Source organism: Allobosea sp. (genome assembly GCF_017308015.1).
GTDB lineage: Bacteria > Pseudomonadota > Alphaproteobacteria > Rhizobiales > Beijerinckiaceae > Allobosea.
In genome coordinates this window covers 110,056-125,616 of the sequence record NZ_JAFKFW010000014.1, presented here as the reverse complement: position 1 = coordinate 125,616, position 15,561 = coordinate 110,056, and the positions used below count along the sequence as shown (strand labels likewise).

19 protein-coding genes are annotated in these 15,561 nt (G+C 56.3%); 6 read left to right on the top strand and 13 right to left on the bottom strand.

The annotated features are described in order from the left end of the window. Nucleotides 1-538: 538 nt before the first annotated feature. From J0I42_RS13500 to J0I42_RS13485, 4 genes are all read right to left on the bottom strand, one after another. Nucleotides 539-1,042 (bottom strand): hypothetical protein, encoded by a 504-nt coding sequence (locus J0I42_RS13500; RefSeq protein ID WP_291655456.1) that lies wholly within the window; start codon nt 1,040-1,042, stop codon nt 539-541. A gap of 3 nt (nt 1,043-1,045) precedes the next feature. Then, entirely contained in the window at nt 1,046-1,561 is a 516-nt protein-coding gene (locus tag J0I42_RS13495; RefSeq protein ID WP_291655455.1) for an HK97 family phage prohead protease, read from the bottom strand. 2 nt (nt 1,562-1,563) lie between these two features. Beyond that, a complete protein-coding gene (locus tag J0I42_RS13490; RefSeq protein WP_291655454.1) occupies nt 1,564-2,052 on the bottom strand; it encodes a hypothetical protein in 489 nt (162 codons plus the stop codon). Nucleotides 2,053-2,312: 260 nt separating this feature from the next. Further along, nucleotides 2,313-3,011, bottom strand: coding sequence for a hypothetical protein (locus J0I42_RS13485; RefSeq protein WP_291655453.1), 699 nt, complete (start codon nt 3,009-3,011; stop codon nt 2,313-2,315). Between the two features lie 221 nt (nt 3,012-3,232). On the opposite strand from J0I42_RS13485, the gene J0I42_RS13480 reads away from it, so the two are divergent. From J0I42_RS13480 to J0I42_RS13465, 4 genes are all read left to right on the top strand, one after another. Continuing rightward, on the top strand, nt 3,233-4,105 hold the full coding sequence (locus J0I42_RS13480) for a toll/interleukin-1 receptor domain-containing protein (protein ID WP_291655452.1): 873 nt from the start codon (nt 3,233-3,235) through the stop codon (nt 4,103-4,105). Between the two features lie 165 nt (nt 4,106-4,270). Beyond that, nucleotides 4,271-5,452, top strand: coding sequence for a DUF262 domain-containing protein (locus tag J0I42_RS13475; RefSeq protein ID WP_291655451.1), 1,182 nt, complete (start codon nt 4,271-4,273; stop codon nt 5,450-5,452). 5 nt (nt 5,453-5,457) lie between these two features. Then, entirely contained in the window at nt 5,458-6,087 is a 630-nt protein-coding gene (locus J0I42_RS13470) for a HEPN domain-containing protein (RefSeq protein WP_291655450.1), read from the top strand. Between the two features lie 405 nt (nt 6,088-6,492). Next, nucleotides 6,493-7,374 carry a TIR domain-containing protein gene (locus tag J0I42_RS13465; protein WP_291655449.1) on the top strand — a complete coding sequence of 294 codons (882 nt, stop codon included), beginning with the start codon at nt 6,493-6,495 and terminating at the stop codon, nt 7,372-7,374. A 28-nt stretch (nt 7,375-7,402) separates the two neighbouring features. Here the strand turns inward: J0I42_RS13465 and J0I42_RS13460 are convergent, their stop codons facing one another. The 5 genes from J0I42_RS13460 to J0I42_RS13440 all read right to left on the bottom strand — a co-directional run bounded on the left by J0I42_RS13460 (nt 7,403) and on the right by J0I42_RS13440 (nt 9,934). Then, nucleotides 7,403-7,708, bottom strand: coding sequence for a hypothetical protein (locus J0I42_RS13460; protein WP_291655447.1), 306 nt, complete (start codon nt 7,706-7,708; stop codon nt 7,403-7,405). A gap of 78 nt (nt 7,709-7,786) precedes the next feature. Continuing rightward, complete coding sequence (locus tag J0I42_RS13455; protein WP_291655445.1) at nt 7,787-8,143, bottom strand: DUF1643 domain-containing protein; 357 nt, start codon at nt 8,141-8,143, stop codon at nt 7,787-7,789. Next, a complete protein-coding gene (locus J0I42_RS13450) occupies nt 8,140-8,550 on the bottom strand; it encodes a hypothetical protein (protein WP_291655444.1) in 411 nt (136 codons plus the stop codon). Before J0I42_RS13450 ends, J0I42_RS13455 begins: the two co-directional genes overlap by 4 nt. Before the next feature lie 37 nt (nt 8,551-8,587). Then, nucleotides 8,588-9,286 carry a hypothetical protein gene (locus J0I42_RS13445; protein ID WP_291655443.1) on the bottom strand — a complete coding sequence of 233 codons (699 nt, stop codon included), beginning with the start codon at nt 9,284-9,286 and terminating at the stop codon, nt 8,588-8,590. 276 nt (nt 9,287-9,562) lie between these two features. Then, on the bottom strand, nt 9,563-9,934 hold the full coding sequence (locus tag J0I42_RS13440) for a hypothetical protein (protein ID WP_291655442.1): 372 nt from the start codon (nt 9,932-9,934) through the stop codon (nt 9,563-9,565). Nucleotides 9,935-10,080: 146 nt separating this feature from the next. On the opposite strand from J0I42_RS13440, the gene J0I42_RS13435 reads away from it, so the two are divergent. Both J0I42_RS13435 and J0I42_RS13430 read left to right on the top strand, forming a co-directional pair. After that, nucleotides 10,081-10,311 carry a hypothetical protein gene (locus tag J0I42_RS13435; protein ID WP_291655441.1) on the top strand — a complete coding sequence of 77 codons (231 nt, stop codon included), beginning with the start codon at nt 10,081-10,083 and terminating at the stop codon, nt 10,309-10,311. Continuing rightward, a complete protein-coding gene (locus tag J0I42_RS13430) occupies nt 10,308-10,643 on the top strand; it encodes a hypothetical protein (protein ID WP_291655440.1) in 336 nt (111 codons plus the stop codon). The genes J0I42_RS13435 and J0I42_RS13430 overlap by 4 nt, the downstream gene beginning before the upstream one ends. 176 nt (nt 10,644-10,819) lie before the next feature. Here J0I42_RS13430 and J0I42_RS13425 read toward each other — a convergent pair whose 3' ends face one another. From J0I42_RS13425 to J0I42_RS13415, 4 genes are all read right to left on the bottom strand, one after another. Then, nucleotides 10,820-13,333, bottom strand: coding sequence for a DUF3987 domain-containing protein (locus tag J0I42_RS13425; protein WP_291655439.1), 2,514 nt, complete (start codon nt 13,331-13,333; stop codon nt 10,820-10,822). A gap of 121 nt (nt 13,334-13,454) precedes the next feature. Further along, on the bottom strand, nt 13,455-13,658 hold the full coding sequence (locus J0I42_RS13420) for a hypothetical protein (protein WP_291655438.1): 204 nt from the start codon (nt 13,656-13,658) through the stop codon (nt 13,455-13,457). Between the two features lie 175 nt (nt 13,659-13,833). Continuing rightward, nucleotides 13,834-14,037, bottom strand: coding sequence for a helix-turn-helix transcriptional regulator (locus J0I42_RS24020; RefSeq protein ID WP_366509831.1), 204 nt, complete (start codon nt 14,035-14,037; stop codon nt 13,834-13,836). Between the two features lie 219 nt (nt 14,038-14,256). Continuing rightward, nucleotides 14,257-15,498 carry a tyrosine-type recombinase/integrase gene (locus J0I42_RS13415; RefSeq protein ID WP_291655437.1) on the bottom strand — a complete coding sequence of 414 codons (1,242 nt, stop codon included), beginning with the start codon at nt 15,496-15,498 and terminating at the stop codon, nt 14,257-14,259. Nucleotides 15,499-15,561: the final 63 nt, after the last annotated feature.

Sequence of the window (15,561 nt, the reverse complement as noted above, 5' to 3'; positions counted from 1 at the left end):
TCTGTGGAAAATTACCGCAAAAAGACCCACAAACTCAAAATGGGGCGCATATGCACCCCACTTCGTCGAATTGTTATGATGCCACAGTGGTTTATTGGATTCTGGTCCTAAAATTCATGTTTGAGGGACGGTTGAAGAAATAGGCGTCACGCCCCTCGAACAGCCATCCGACGGCAAGGGCGGCCTCGATAGCATCGATGTTTGCGGTGCCGATTTCTTTGATCAGTTCCCCTTTGCGGACTGAATGAGGACCGCGTCTTTCGCTCCGGCTGACTAACATGCACGCCGAAGCATAAGCGAGAATCGCTCGGTCGCGGAGCCGAGTGCGGACCTCCAATTCGAACTCGCGACTCGCGCCGCACGACTCAATGCTCGCGGTCGGGGCCGGCTTCATGCGCTGCGCGTACTCGCTTAAGACTTCCATTCCCACCTCCCTCATCCGCCTCTCCGGGTTGATGTCGAGGCACTCATAAGTGTGGGTAGTTCTCATTGTGCTTGCTCCTGACTGGCTGGCAATTGGGGGGAAGAGATTCCGCCGTTAGGCCGGGGGCTGCTTTTGGGCGGAGGCGACGAGCGCCTCGAGAGCGGCGATGGGGAGTTGGCGAAGCTGCCTAAGCAGATCGGCCCTGCGTCCAATTTCAGGCGGCAGCGACGCTGACGACGATCCGAACGTGACAGGCGCGGGCGCGATGTAATCGGGCAGGCCAATCATGTGCCGGCGGATGGCGTCTCGCTGTTCAGCAGTTAGGTCCGTCTCGCCTTGGACGAAAGCTTGCCGATGAAATTCGGTGACGCCGGTCGCCTCGTACAGCGAAGCGATGAGGCCGTTGACGTGCGGGCGATGAAACAGCTTGCGGGTCTCAAAAACCTCGTACCAAGCGGTGAGCGCGGTCTGCGCGGTGAGGGGCAAGTCGCCGCCCAGTTCCGCGAAGTCGGTCAGATCGTCGCGGGTCAGATCGACTGACTTCGCTAGGTCACGCAGATCGGCTCGGCTCAAGGTCAGAATATCGGCGCGCATGCGCTTGGTGCGATCGGGGCTCATAGTTCAGGCGTCCTCGTATCGGATGGTCGGGATGAAAGTTCTGGGATTCGGGCAGGCGGCGACGGCCGCATCTTGCTCGGCGAACATTTGCCGGAACTCGATTGGCCACAGGGGTTCGTCGCGCTCGACGAAAGTGACCAGGCACTCCGGATTGACGGGATGCTTCGTAAGGCTGACCTCGTAGAGATCTGCCTGCGTGATCAGCTTGTGCGGACCTGCCTCGATCCCCTGCACGTCACGCGCCCCGATGCTAAACCCGAGCGTCTCGCCCTTCTTGAAGCCTGCGAGGTACTCACTGACGCCGGGGAGCCGAGGATCCACGATCGCGCAGATATGAAGCGCTCGATCCTGTGTGAACAGCTTGAAGATGTGCCCTGCCTTGCGCCTGCTATCGTGGCTGAGCAACAGGGCGATGCCGCTCAACCCGCGTTTGGCTATTGACGCATCAAACGCGCCCGCAAGGATGAGATGCCCTTGCAGATCGAGCGACTGCTTTGATGCGATGCCTCTAACAAGCATGGTCAAAGCGTCCCGAAGTTAGCCGCCGCCTTGTGCAGACGGTCAAGGGAATTGGTCAGCGCGTGGCGCGCGGATCGCTTCTTCACGGCCAAAAGGTCTTGCCGGATGAAATAGTCGTAGCCCATCTCCGCGATTTCACGGGCTACGGCTTCGTCGGCTAGATCACCTGTGGCAAGCAGCGCCTTCGCCGTCATCGCCACGTATCGTTCGCGCTCGGGCGGTGCTGTCTCCGGCAGGCTCTGGGGTGCGACTTTCTTGACCGCAGCGTCGCCAAGCCACTGCTGCGCGAGAACAAGGATAGCTTTCGCAACCGCTGTCGATGGGACATCGGGCGAGTTCTGTAGCTTGGGAAGGAGCTTCTGGAAGGCTTCGTTCGACCTGCCCTGCAGGCTGGTCAGAACGAGGCTGGCTACTCGACGAGCCCTGTTGCGGGAGCCGGTGTACTCGGCGGTCGCAATACGCTTCTCAAATTCCATTCGGGTGATGGTCATTGCCTGCGATCCCGGGGTTCGGTCGGATCGTTGTTGGCGGCTGCGCAACAACGGCCCGCTGGGGCATTCGTTGTGCACAGCCAACAAGGGCAGGCATTGCGATGATGTTAGGCGCGCGCCCTGTGTCCCGCAAGTTTCATGTAGACGCACAACCAATTAGCCAAGGGCCGGATAGCGGCATTGGCTGGCCGCCTAAAGCGTAGGCCAACGAGCAAAACAAGCCGCTTCGCCAACTTTGCCGCCGGGTAAGCTGGGAGCATTCAATCGCTTCGAATGGTCGACTTCACCGTACGTTCCGCCGTGAAGCCCTTCGGACCCCAAAAGTTCTCAGCGCCACCCGGCACACCATCGTAAAACTTTTCGACGTTGAATGGCATTCGGCTGATGACGTCGAACAGCTCAGGGGTTCTGCTCAGCTCAGCATCAATCTCCGCGGCGCGCTCCGATTCTTTCGACTTAACGTAAGGGATGGCGATGTCTAAGAGGCTTTCAAGGGAGTCGGACACTTGGCTGTCACTGTTTGTACGGTAGTGCACTGCTGTGATGCCATCTCCGTGTTCTTGTTCCAAGTATAGCACTCGTTCGTCGTTCCAGTTCTCACCCGGGCCGAAATGGGCAATAACTTTGTTCCGCAGATTGACGATAAGCTTGTGAGCTTCCCTCTGCTCAGGCGAATACGCGCCTATAACGCCGACATCATATCGTTCGATGGCCTTGGCATGGCTTGCACGGCAATAGACCACGACTGCGTGGGTAAGGAGCGCCCTAGCGAGATGCGACCTATCACCAACGTCGTCGCGCATAGCCTGAAGCTCTTCGACCGACCGCCTAACTTCGGCAAGGTCAGTACTCACCGAAACAGCTGATTGAAATTTTCGGACAGCCTTGATGAAACCCTCGGCTTTCGGATTTGCGGCAAGCAAGAGCACCGCTGATGTCAGATCGAATGCACGTCGCATGGGATTCGCGCCAATGGCTCCATGTCCGCAAAAAAAAATGCGCGGGTCAGCTCGTCTACTTCAGACGGACTTCATTGCAAGCGGGCTTTGTGAGTCCAGAGACGGTTTCCGAACTACCGGAGCCAGCTAGGGGTGAGCTACAAGGTGTGCGTCCCCGGCATCTTTAGGTAAGTCAGGCTGAGGCGGGCGGACGTATTCGCCTGATTCGACGGTAGCCCTTCATGATATTAGATTTCGAATATGACGTGTTCATTTCTCACGCTTCCGAAGACAAAAGCGTGTTTGTGCGGCCGCTCGCCAATGCCCTGGTCAGTCTTGGGGTAAGGGTTTGGTACGACGAGCACTCAATTGAATATGGTGATTCGATTAGAGAAAAGGTCGATCAAGGCCTTGTTCGGTCTAAGTGCGGAATAATCGTCTTTAGCGAGTTTTTCTTACGCAAACCGTGGCCAGCCTACGAGTTGGATGGTCTAGTCGGCAATCAGTTTGCCGATAATGTCCGCCAGCTTATTCCAATCTGGCACAATGTTACAGCTGATCAAATCCGGAAAAAGTCACCGCCGTGGGCCTTGCGAAAAGCATTGGTGACAAAAGAAATGACAGCTGAAGATATTTCCATCGAATTGCTGCGTCTAGTTCGATACGATTTATTCGAGAAGAGTAATCTTCCCGATTTGAGAAGGCGAATGAGTGGAAAGGATTTAGAGGAGATTGAGTCGCAATTGCGTATCACCAAGGAGGCATTATCCGCGTTTCAATGTCAATACTGTAAGTCTCCGTTGATCGAAGTTCGTAGTGAAGACATCCAAAATTATGTGCCGGCATTACAGTTATTCGAGTGCGGCTGTAAAATTGAAGGGCAACGTTTAATAAAATTCTGCCCACAGGATCCAGATGCTCCAGATCTGAATGAATACACATTTTATTTCATGTCGAGTCTATTCGACGATGACGATTGGACTTGTTTTGCTAGTCCGGTCACAGAAAACGCGAGGAGGCTTGATCCGGCAAATGGCCGTGGGCGAACAAAAGAGGAAGCAATGGCCGATCTACGGAAAAAATACTGGTCAACGAGAAATCCTAGGGAGGCGTGAGCGCATTCTCAGCTGCTGCTCATTGCATCGATTGGGCTAGTGAATGCCGGCTGCCGGCTTCCGAGACAGCGTTTTCAAGCTCTGTTGGCGCCACGCAATTTGGCGATATGCTGGACGACATATGGGCGGGGTGCATAGCGCGGCCTCGCATATAGGAGGAAGTGCATGGCGGATAACGGTGACTTGTTCGAAGTAAGCGACCAAGCGGAAAATTTGTCCGATATTGAGAATTTCGATCCGAAAATCGTGTCTCAAGCCGTTGTCAGTGGAACAGATTGGACGACCGAAACTATTATTAGCCAAATTAATAAAGGAAATATCCAACTGAATCCACGTTTTCAGCGCCGAGACGCGTGGGAGCGTGAACGTAAGAGTCAGTTTATCGAATCTCTGATACTTGGTCTTCCTATCCCGCAGCTTGTTTTGGCCGAGTCAAAAACTAAGCGGGGATCGTATATCGTTATTGATGGAAAACAAAGACTTCTTAGCATTAGACAATTTGCTGCGGAGCCTGACGACAAGATTTATCAAAGACTACAGTTGACCGGTCTCAATATAAGGGATGATCTGAGAAAGCTGTCACTTTTCGATCTCAGGGCGGATGCTGCCCGAAGCGACGATCTTGCCGCATTTGAAAATCAGCCGATCAGAACGATCGTTATCAAGAATTGGGGAAACGATAATTTCCTATATCAGGTCTTTCTTCGGCTTAACACGGGAAGTGTGCCGCTTTCACCGCAAGAATTACGCCAGGCACTTCATCCCGGAGATTTCGTAGAATTCGCCGATCTCGCCTCTGGCGAAAGCAAAGCGTTGCGTGATCTTCTGAAACTCAAGAAACCTGACTTTCGCATGAGAGATGCGGAACTCCTGATTCGGTGGTATGCTTTTCAATATTTTGGGGATCGCTACAACGGCGATTTAAAGGGCTTCCTCGACCACACTTGTGCAGAACTTAATTCGTGGTGGCCACAGTCTCAGAATGAAATAATTGGAAAACTAGAAGATTTTGAAGCCGCTTACTCGTGTGCGCGAGACATATTCGGCGATAATGTTTGCCGCAAATGGACGTCCGATGGCTACGAGCGCCCGTTCAATCGGGCCATCTTTGATTTCATTATGTACTATTTCGCGATGCCTAATGTCAGAGAGCGCGCAATTCCTCAGAAAGAGGCCGTAGAATTGGCTTTCCGCCGATTGTGCGAGACCAATGCGGATTTCTTGGGGTCAATCGAGCGCACAACCAAAAGTATCGGAGCTACTTCTTTGCGCTTTTCTATCTGGGCGGAGGAGCTCGGTGCGGTGCTAGGCATAGCCTTGCGGTCGCCGGTCCTGCGCGTTGGTTAGCCATCATGGCCAACTCGATGCGGTTTAGAGAGCTTCGCCGTCGGCTCGCGGCATTGCGGGCCAACATGCTTCCAGCAACATTCTCGCCTACAGGAAGCTACTCAGAGCGACAGCTTGATCGGGCTAGAGGATATCGTCTCTTAGCTCACGCTGAGATTGAGTCCTTCCTTGAAGACGTGACTATGCAGGTTGCCAAAGCCGCGGTGCTCAACTGGATTAGCAAGAAGAAAACCTCGGATTCGTTGATCTGCCTGCTCGCGCACTACCACGTTGGGTTTGATATGGAGGGAGAGGATTTGGAGCCATCTTTCCCTGATACTTCCCGGCAGAAAGTTAAAGAAGAAATCAAAGAGGCGATACAGAACGCCTTCAAGCAATATAATACAATTCACGATAACAATCATGGCATTCGAGAGAAGAATTTTAAGAGATTGGTCCTGCCGATAGGAATCAGAATAGATCAGATTGACCCAACTTGGCTAACAAACATGGACGATTTTGGAAAGGTGCGTGGTGAGATCGCCCATAAAACGGTGAAGATACAACAACAGATTGACCCGAAGTCGGAGTTCGACCGTATATCTGACCTCGTTTCTGGCTTAAAAGACCTTGATAAGCTAATTCTGAGCCTTTAGGTAATCACCATTTTGTTGGCGGGTGAACGCCGAGCGACGCCTTTGAACTCTCGAGTTTCAGGCAGGCTCGCGCGAGTTGCCACGTTGGGGATGACCCAAAAACATGGGACCTGCCTATTAGAGGCGACCGAGGAAGAAGAGGCCGATCTGCGGAAAAACTCTGGAAAATAAGAAACGCAAGCGAGGCATAGTGATAGCTGGGTCGCAATGATCTGCGTCGATTGCAATCCCGTCAATCGCATCCGGTTGAAGTCGCTTGATTTTTACTGAGAGGGGCGGCGCGACCTACAAAGCGGTCCACAATAAGATTGGCCGCTAGGTCGCGTGGCGCACTGCAACTGCGGGTGTATTTCGGCTATCTATCGGCGATTGAGTCGCTCTTTCCCGCATTTCAGGACATTTCGCATGGCGCGCCGTCCACCTCCTGAGCCGCAACGCCGCAAACTCAGCGTCGATGAGATGGAGCAAGGCATACAGCGCCTGTCGCGGCGCTTGAGCGAACTTGAAGCTTTCGACGTTGATAAAATTCAGGAGCGTAATTCTCCCGCTCAACGGACGTTAGAGGTGGCTATAGCAGACACTCTCCGGGCCATTTTCGGCGAAAACACACCAGAGTTTCGCCAATATGCCGGGGCTGCGAGACTGAATAACGGCCCGATCGCGGTCGCGGGAAGTTGGGCTAACCGCGGCCTGTATGACGAAGGCTTGGAAATTCGGCGGTATCTGGATGAAGGAAAAGCACGCGGAATTGCGCTGCTTGAACTCGCAATCAAGTCCCTGACCGAAGAGATCGAGTTCGCAAGTCCGGTCGCCGATTTGGGGGCGCCGCTAGCGAAAGCTGGCCCGCCGTCCAAACAGGTCTTTGTGGTCCATGGTCATGACGTGGCGACACGTGAAGCCGTTGCGCGCTTCTTGCAGCGCGCCGGTCTCGATCCCGTCATCCTGCATGAAAAGGCCAACGAAGGGAAAACCATCATCGAAAAGTTTGAGGCCAACTCGGCGGTTGGTTTCGCGGTGGTGTTGCTCACTCCCGATGATGTCGGCGGGCCGAAAGACGGGCAGACCTCGCTACGAGCCCGGCAGAACGTCATTCTGGAGTTGGGCTATTTCATCGGAAAACTCGGACGCGGAAATGTTTGCGCGCTGAAAAGCGGTGACATCGAACTTCCGTCCGACATCCTCGGCATCGCATGGACTTCGCTCGACGATAACGGCTGGCGTACCGAACTCGCCCGCGAACTCAGAAGTGCCGGCTATAAGATCGACTTGGAGGCACTATTCGGCTGACTTGCCACATGGAGCATCGCGAGCCGTACTAGCCGCGTCTTAGCTGCCCGGCGTTGGCGATCAACTGCGCCAGATACACATCAAGTGCATCTTGCATGTCATCGACTGCTTGCTGCCCGCTGGCGTGTCCAGGTTCCTCGGATTTGGCGTTGCGCGAGCTTTCACGCACGGCGTTGGTGAACTGCTGCATGAACTCGAAGGGTTCTGGCTGAGCTTCCGCGAGGGTTAGGAGCAACTGGGTCGAGACGAACTCCATGGCAGCGATGCGTCCCTGTAACGAGTCGAACGCCTTCTCCATGGCGAGGTACGCCTGCTTGAACTGCTGCTCGTTCATGGTCGCCTCATCGCAAAGCCGGGCTATCCCTCGGCGACCATCCAATGAACACATGAGAGGTGCAAGCCGGCGCTAGCGTCAGCCCCAGTCGAACCGATTCGGGGCAGGTACACCGAGCGGCAGTGGCTTGGATGCTTTGCGTGTCGTCATCGGATGATACGGGTGGCCGGCGACATCGGGGCCACGCGGCCTGATCGCCTTGGCAATATGCTCCTCGCGTTCCAGCTTAGCTCGACGCGCTACAAGCTGGTCGTGACGGTCAAGAGCGCGCTTGAGGCTCTGCCGTAGCCAGTACTTCTCCATCGGATGGACACGCTCACTGTCCAGCCTGCGCTGGGCGGCGACGACGGTTGATTGAAGCTCCGCGATCTCGGAATCGATTGCGGAGGGTCTCCGCGACTGGCGCGGCTGGAAGAAGTATCGGAAAACGCTCATCTGTATCCGTGCCTAATCCGAATTGCGTGGAATAGGCGCTCGATGTCGGCCCGGTCCTCGGCCTTCGGTTCCGTTGCCACAGTGGGGGCAGGGGGCGTCACAGACTCTACGATCGGCGCGGGAGGCTCTGACGGTGGCACGGTCCTGCCGAGGTTCTGCGCGGCCTCCTCCTGCGTGTAAGTAACTGGCGGGATCGGAAGGGGCACGGGCTTGCTTGGGTCGATCGCATATGGACCTGCCTTCATATGGCTTGCCGCGAGAAACCGACCTTGGGGAATAATGATGATATCCGCGCAGAGCGCCTCATCGGTCGGCATGGGCGCGCTGATGATGTCGAGACGCGTCGGCTCCATTCTGAAGAAGCGGGTGAGCATGCGATACGGGTTGATTCCCATCGCATGGGCCATCGCTTCCCCTAGGCGCGCGATCTCGGCTTCTGTGGCCCTACGCCGCGCCATGACGCCCGCCTTGGATCATCGCGAGAGCACCTGCGGGCAACGGCGGCACACCCTGGGGCAGGAACTTGTTCTTGAGATCGCGAATCTCAGCCTCATTGCGGGCGTCCAGCGCGCGGATCGTCTGCGCGGCCTGCTCCTTCGTGATGGACCCTAGCAGGGTCAGCTCCGCGAGCTTCTCGTATGCCTTCGCCAACGGCATGCGGATGATATCGTTGACCTCATCCTGAGTCATCGCGGGATCACCCGCCCGCATATCGTCGAGCTGCTTGAGCGCCTTCATCCGATCCTGATGCGGGTAGATCGGCGAGTGCGCCATGATCGTCAGCAGTTGCACATTGCTGTCCTTCACGGATCGCAACATTCGCCGGCTCAGCTTCTTCGAGACCTGCTCCGTTATATGCGTTGCCTTGTCGATCAATGCGCGGTCGGCATCGGTCAACGGCTGACCCTGTCGGATCGCGGTCCGCACATCGATAAGCCGGACCTGCTCGTCGAGCGTAAGCCCGTCCATGGCCTGCGCCACCTTGGACGCATCGGGCTCCTTGTTGAGCACCTGCTCGAACAGGTCGAGCTCGGCCATGCGGGTGACGAACCCCGCACGCTGCATTCGCTCGGAGACGACCTTCTCGTCCTGAGCGGGGTCGTGCTGCCGCATTGGATTGGGTTTGAGCGAATAATCGGTCATGGGCACGCCTCGAAATCGATGCGGGATCATGAGTCGCTTTGTAGGTTACTGCAACGAAAACCATTATTGTCCAATGACTTCAACCGCGTTCGATTGAAACCATCGCAATCTGAAGCGGCGCGCTGGCCATCGCAGGGCACGTTGCATCGTGACCGTAGGCGCACGCGCGTTTGCTTGGGGCGTCAGGCCGATCGAGCGTCGTCGCCGTGCGATGGGTGCGGGCACGCCGCATCGCCCGCGTAGCGACCTATACGGATGATCGGTAATTCCTGCTTGTCAGCGCGGCTTATAGTTGCAAAAGCCCGCGAACCTTTCGGCTTCGATCGGCCAGCCAGAGATAGCCGCGGATTTGTCCTCGCGAGCGATGGTCTCGCAATACGCCTCGAGATGCTTCCGCTGTGATTCTTTTGTTGTTTTCGTACCAACCACTAAGACTGATAGCGCGGTCGAATTCTGGTGCCGGCAAGTGGCGGTCGACAGCTTTCCGCCGGGGTAGAGTATCGCGTCATCGCACTTAGCGCCGTGCCCGCTTCGCTCGTAAATAGTGGCTATTCGTTTTGCCGCCTCTGGTAGAGTCTCCGCTCGCACCTGCATCGTGACGGAAACCGACGCGGCGAACACAGCGGCAACGGTGAGCAGCTTCTTCATGGTAGGCCTCGAATCGGTTGTAAAACGGCCAGCGTAAGACGATAGTTGCCTATTTGCCACAGTTGGAAGGGCAAGCTGCGTCGGGAGGCTGTTGACTCGATCGCCCGGTTTGTTCTCTTAATGTTCTAGTTTTTGAGGACGCACCCATGTCAGCCCAGCCAGCCGACCAATCCGTAAAAGACACCACGCTAGATGCCGAGGTCGCTGGGCTCGTTGCCGATCTGATGGAAGAACACGGCTCCGAGGCGGCAGCCCTGCGAGCGTTGGCGCATGACTTCATCGTCTTGATGAACGATGCCGATCGCTCGGTTTCACGGGGCTTCTTGCGGGGCTTATTCTCGCAAGGGGCTCGGCTCGTCTGTGATCCGGAAACGTGAGCGAACCGCCCGATGTTCATACGACCCTGGAATTCTATCCTTGGATCGTTGTGCGCTTCGACTGCCGAAGCTGCCGCACCTACCGGAACAAGCGCCTCGCCCTGCTGGCCGAGGAATTCGGGGCGTCGACCACGATAGAGTACCTGCTCGGCCTGTTCATCAGCAACTGCACGCATCGCCCACGAAAGCGGAACGGAAGGACGGCGCGTCGGCGGCGAGGAGTAGAGGGATCAGAACAGGCGCTTTCGCCGTTCAGGGCATTCAGGCCCATTCAGGTCCGAAAATCTGAATGGAAAATCAAACAAAATCAATATGTTAATGTACAAAAATGATAATTGTTAAGATATTAAGGGGTACTATATGGCTGTAGAGAGCCTCACGGGAGAGTTTCATTAAGACTTAACGGAACATAGAGCGATTTCAGACCCTTGCAAGTCCCGTTAAGATCTTAACGAAAACTATTCCATCTTCTCCTGAAAATCATTATCATTTCGCGGTTTCGGCGCCTTTAGAACTTCTTGTATTTTTTCAAATCGACGATGCGGTAAGTTACGCCTTTCGGCGGCGCTGCGATCATCACGCCATCGCCAGCGTCATACAGTTGGCCGGGTGTGCAGCGCTCAACCGATGCTTCCTGCCCGAGCTCCCGCATGATGTCTTCAATGAGCGCGAGCCTGTTTTTGGTCGGATGCTCAAACTCGATCTTGCCGTATTCCGCCACTTTCTGGCTCAGCCAGAACTGCTGGACCATGCCGGCCTTATGCTGTGCCTCGCCCACATTGATACTCTTGCTTTTGGACCTGCCGTAGGCTTGCAGTGCGCGAATGACGATGGCCTTGCGCTTGTCCTCACCAGTCCCAACGTCACCCGTGGCAAATCGATGGAGAAGGGCCTGACGTTCGGCGTAAATCGTCCGCAGCGCCCACCTCGCGTGCTCGCCACTGATCGTCGGACCAATGGGGTTGTCAGCGACTGCGAGGATCGCCGCGTAAACCCATGCCGTGACGTGGGCTCGCACAAAGAGATTGTACCTGTACGGATCATCCAGCTGGTTCAGAGGATGCACCACGTCTTGGTAGAAGCTCCAAAAGCGCTTGTCGGCCTCAGGAGAGAAGCTAACTGAAGTTGCGACTGGATATGCACTGGCGATGACCGGATTGCCCGTCTTCGCAATCAGCGGGCGAAGCTTGGCGAGTAGGCTCTCGCTGAACCGAGCGCACGGATCGCGGTTGAGATCGCCTCGTGACGGGCGCGACACGTCGAAGACCTCGAACCGATTGAGAAGCCCGTCCTCGGCCATAGCGTCGCCGAGAGCCCGATAAAATCGCCTCGGCTGGCCCTCGCAAAGCAGCGAAAGAGATGGCGAGTGCGCGGGCGGGATGGAGCGAACTTTGTCCGCATACACGATGCTGTCGATCATGCTGTCCTGACCCGCCTTGGTCTTGAGGAACAGTATCGAATGTCGAAGCGAAGAGGCATGCTCGTTCTTGCCCGCGCCCATCCCCTCGAAGAGAAATGAGGCCTCGTTGAGTACCGAGGCAGTTCGACCCTCTATGGCCACGGTGTTCGTCATCGCCGGGCCTGATTTATACTCGCCGGGACCGAAAAAGCGGCTGCTCGTGACGTGTGCCAACGACGAGTCGAATTCCGCCATGTTTCGCAAAAGACGGGTCCGCCCCGAACCCAGCAGGTCCTTGCCCTCGCCAGTGTAGCCCAGCGCCATGATGTAGGTGTTCAGGGCCGCGCCTTTGACGAAATAGGATCGCTGGGCGAACGCGCCGATTGTGCTGACAGCCCAAAGGACGGCCAGCGATTGATTGTGGTAGTGCTGCATCCGGCCAAATTCGAACGCTAACTGCCCCGTCAAGCCGGGCGGATATTCGAGAAGCATTCGCGGCTGCGTTTCTGGGATCGTCCTGTCTCTGGACACATCCTCCTCGTCTGGTGTTTCCGCGAGTTTTTGGGCGTAGGCCTCGACTTGTTCGCGATCCTCGGCCGCAGCCTTTACTTCGCGTCCAGCGAATGCGAGGGCCATTTCCTGCCCGCGCTCGATGAGGTACGCCTGCTCCTCCTGCGTGCGGTTCCAGATGCCTTCGGTGTTCCTGCGTTGCCCGCCTCGTGCATCGGGGAGCCAGTACCTGAAGAATTTCCGATAGAGCGAGTTGCAGCGCGACTGCCCCAGTGGGCTGGACTCGACGATCTGGTAGATCTGTTCGGGGTCGGCCAGAATCTTATCGAGGTCACCAACGACCTGCATCAGTCGCTCTGACCCAGTGCCCTGCGGTGCGGCTTGCCACAGGTGTCCATATGACAGGGGCTTGCGCTCGGACATCAGCAAAAGCGCGCGTTCGTTGGACATGTGTCCGCGACCCAGCTCATATGTCACGCCCGACAGCGGGGACGTTCCTGCCGCGGCTATGCGCTCCTTCCGACGTTCGGCGCGCAGCGACAAGGTGTGGGCGACGATTCCGTCGCCATCTGTAAGATCGGGCTGAGACCCCGGCAATACGCGCCCTGTGAGCGCGATAAAGCGCTTGCTGCAATAGACCTCAATGTTGGGATGTACATCGTTCATCGATGGCGTCCCGTCAGACGGGGAGCCGAGATAGAAATAGTGTCGCCCGTTGCCTGAAACAGACGTCTCGCCCCAGGTCGCGTGAGCAGGGGCAGACATGGCCTCTACGGCATTGGAGAAGGCTGCGGCGTCATCCTTCGCGTCGAGGTCGAAGCAGGTGATGCCCGCTTCCTGCGTCAGCACGAACCCAATCCCGTACTGGGACTGATCCAAACCGGCATACACGTCAACCACTGTGTCAAAGCTGACCCAGCGCGTCGCATCGAGCGGGTTGATTGAAGACCCATTGGGATCAAGGGCCGAATAAGGGCGCTTCAGCAGTTTTCCCTTCTGATGCTCAACCTTGTAAAGAATAAATTGAGCGTGCGTTCTAAGTTTGTGAGGGATATTCTCAGGTAGTGTTAGCCGATGATCGGGGTAGGAGGGCGATTGGATAGTATTAGACATTGTATGTTCATCCCTGACGATTGGGCGTGACTATTGAATTTCGTCAAAGGTTCCCATAATGTCATGCTTGCGTCCCTCGCTAGCTGACATTACGACTGACTCGACAATCAACCTCTCGCGGTTAGCGCTGCGAGAGGTTTTTCGCTGCAGCGGAATTCAAAGGTATCGCGCCGCTTCGCGATGAAAGCCACTCGACAGCGACGCGGTTGAAGAATTTGGTGCGCGACAGGCCGAGTTTCGCGGCTTCCGCGTCGGCTGCAGCGACCACATCTGCCGGCATCCGAATGGTAATGATTGGCTTTTGTCCGGATTGTCTATCTGACATAGTTGTCGTCTCCTTTGGTCGATACGAGTACGATACGATCGTCGTATTTTGACTACAAGGATCGACTGCGTATCCGCTGTTTTGTTGCAGACGAACAACTCTGGATAACCATGAGCCGACGATCCCGCGTCGAGCGACGACGCGGGGTTCAGATTTGATCAGCGGTATGCTGCGGTCAGGCTGCTTTGATCGCGCCGCCCGCGCGCTCGCGGTTCTGCATCCACATAGCGATTTCGTCAGATTTCCACGCGACTGAACCGGGTCCTGTCCTGACCGGACGAGGAAACGTCTCAGATTTGATCTGTCTATATATGCCTGATGTCGAAAGCCCGGTCAGTTCTTCGACCTTGCTGCGACGAAGAAACCTAACTTCGTCCATGTCCTTCACCCATGAGTTGTCAGCAACAACGATCTATGTTCAATCGTTGTCATCGATTACGCTCATTGATGATACGAGTTGCAAGGATCACGCAGATGAGTTTCCGCGCAGCAAGCATTGCAGGGCCCGCACCTCAGGATGATGAGCAATCAGGGGAGGTGAGAATAATATAGCGGACTTGCGGAGACGCTGGCAAGTCGAAAATCTGCGCTCAGTCTCTCAGGCAGACCGCACGAGCGCTGTAACGTTGTCGCCCTTCACCGCAGGTGGGCGCGAACAGAAACCCGCCCAGGCATCCATGAGCCTGCGGCGCTTCTCCAACGCGTCCGAGCGACGGTAGGCGGCTTCAACTTTGTCCTTAAGCTGGTGAGCTAACGCCTGCTCGATCACTTCGCGTTGGAAGCTGGTCGCGTCACCGGCCCAATCGCGGAACGTCGAGCGGAAGCCGTGAACGTCAAGATCACCATGTCCTTTGATGCTGCGCAGGCATTTTATCATCGCCTGCTCGGACAGCCCTTTGCCGCGACGAGCGCCGGCGAACAGGTGCTTGTTCCCTTCTTCTTTCGGGACTGACTTCAGAATTTCGATTGCGCGTCCGGAGAGTGGGACACGATGTTCGATTCCGCTTTTCATATGCTCGGGAGGCTTGATCCACACTCCTGCATGGAGGTCGATCTCGTCCGCTTTTGCCTTGAACACCTCGCCTGGGCGTGAAGCCGTCAAGATCGTGAACTCAAGCGCACGCGCCGAAATGCCTCCTAGCGATCGAAGCTTCGGCATGAACTCCGAAATATCATCATAGGGGAGGGCCTTACGGTGCTTGGTTTTTGACACTTTGCCCGGTGCGGCGAGCGCCGAATCAAGGCGCCCCTTCCAACTAGCGGGATTCTCGCCGGTCCTCAGATGGTGAGCCTTCGCCCAGTTCAGTACCGCCTCGATGCGTTCCCGCACTCGGCTCGCCGTCGCGTTCTTCGTATTCCAGATGGGTTCGAGAATTTGGATGACGTGGGCCGTCTCGACCTTCGCTACCGAGAGCTTGCCGATAACCGGGAAGGCATATGTCGTCAGCGATGCCCGCCAATCATGCTCACTCTTCCCGCCCTTCCATCCGGGGGCCTTCGCGGCGAGCAGGCGCTTAGTCGCTTCTTCGAACGTGACCTGCTTTGCCTCTTCGGCGCGCTTCGCGTCGCGGATGGCCTTGCGTTCCTCGATAGGATCAATCCCCGATTGGACCTGCTGGCGGGCGGCCCGCGCCCGGTCTCTCGCCTCCTTCAGGCCGAAGGTGTTGACGTCGCCAAGGCCCATCTGACGAGCCTTGCCCGTGATCATGTACCGCAGGCACCACGACTTTGCGCCGGTCGGACCGACCTGCAGCCAGAGCCCCAAACCATCGCCATATAGACCGGGTTTCGTCGCCTTCGCGACCTGCGCCGCTGACAGCTTATTGATCGTCCGCGCCATGTCCTCGCTCTCAACGTGACCCACAAATCATAGTGCGAATGTATGGGAATGCGTGACGACGAT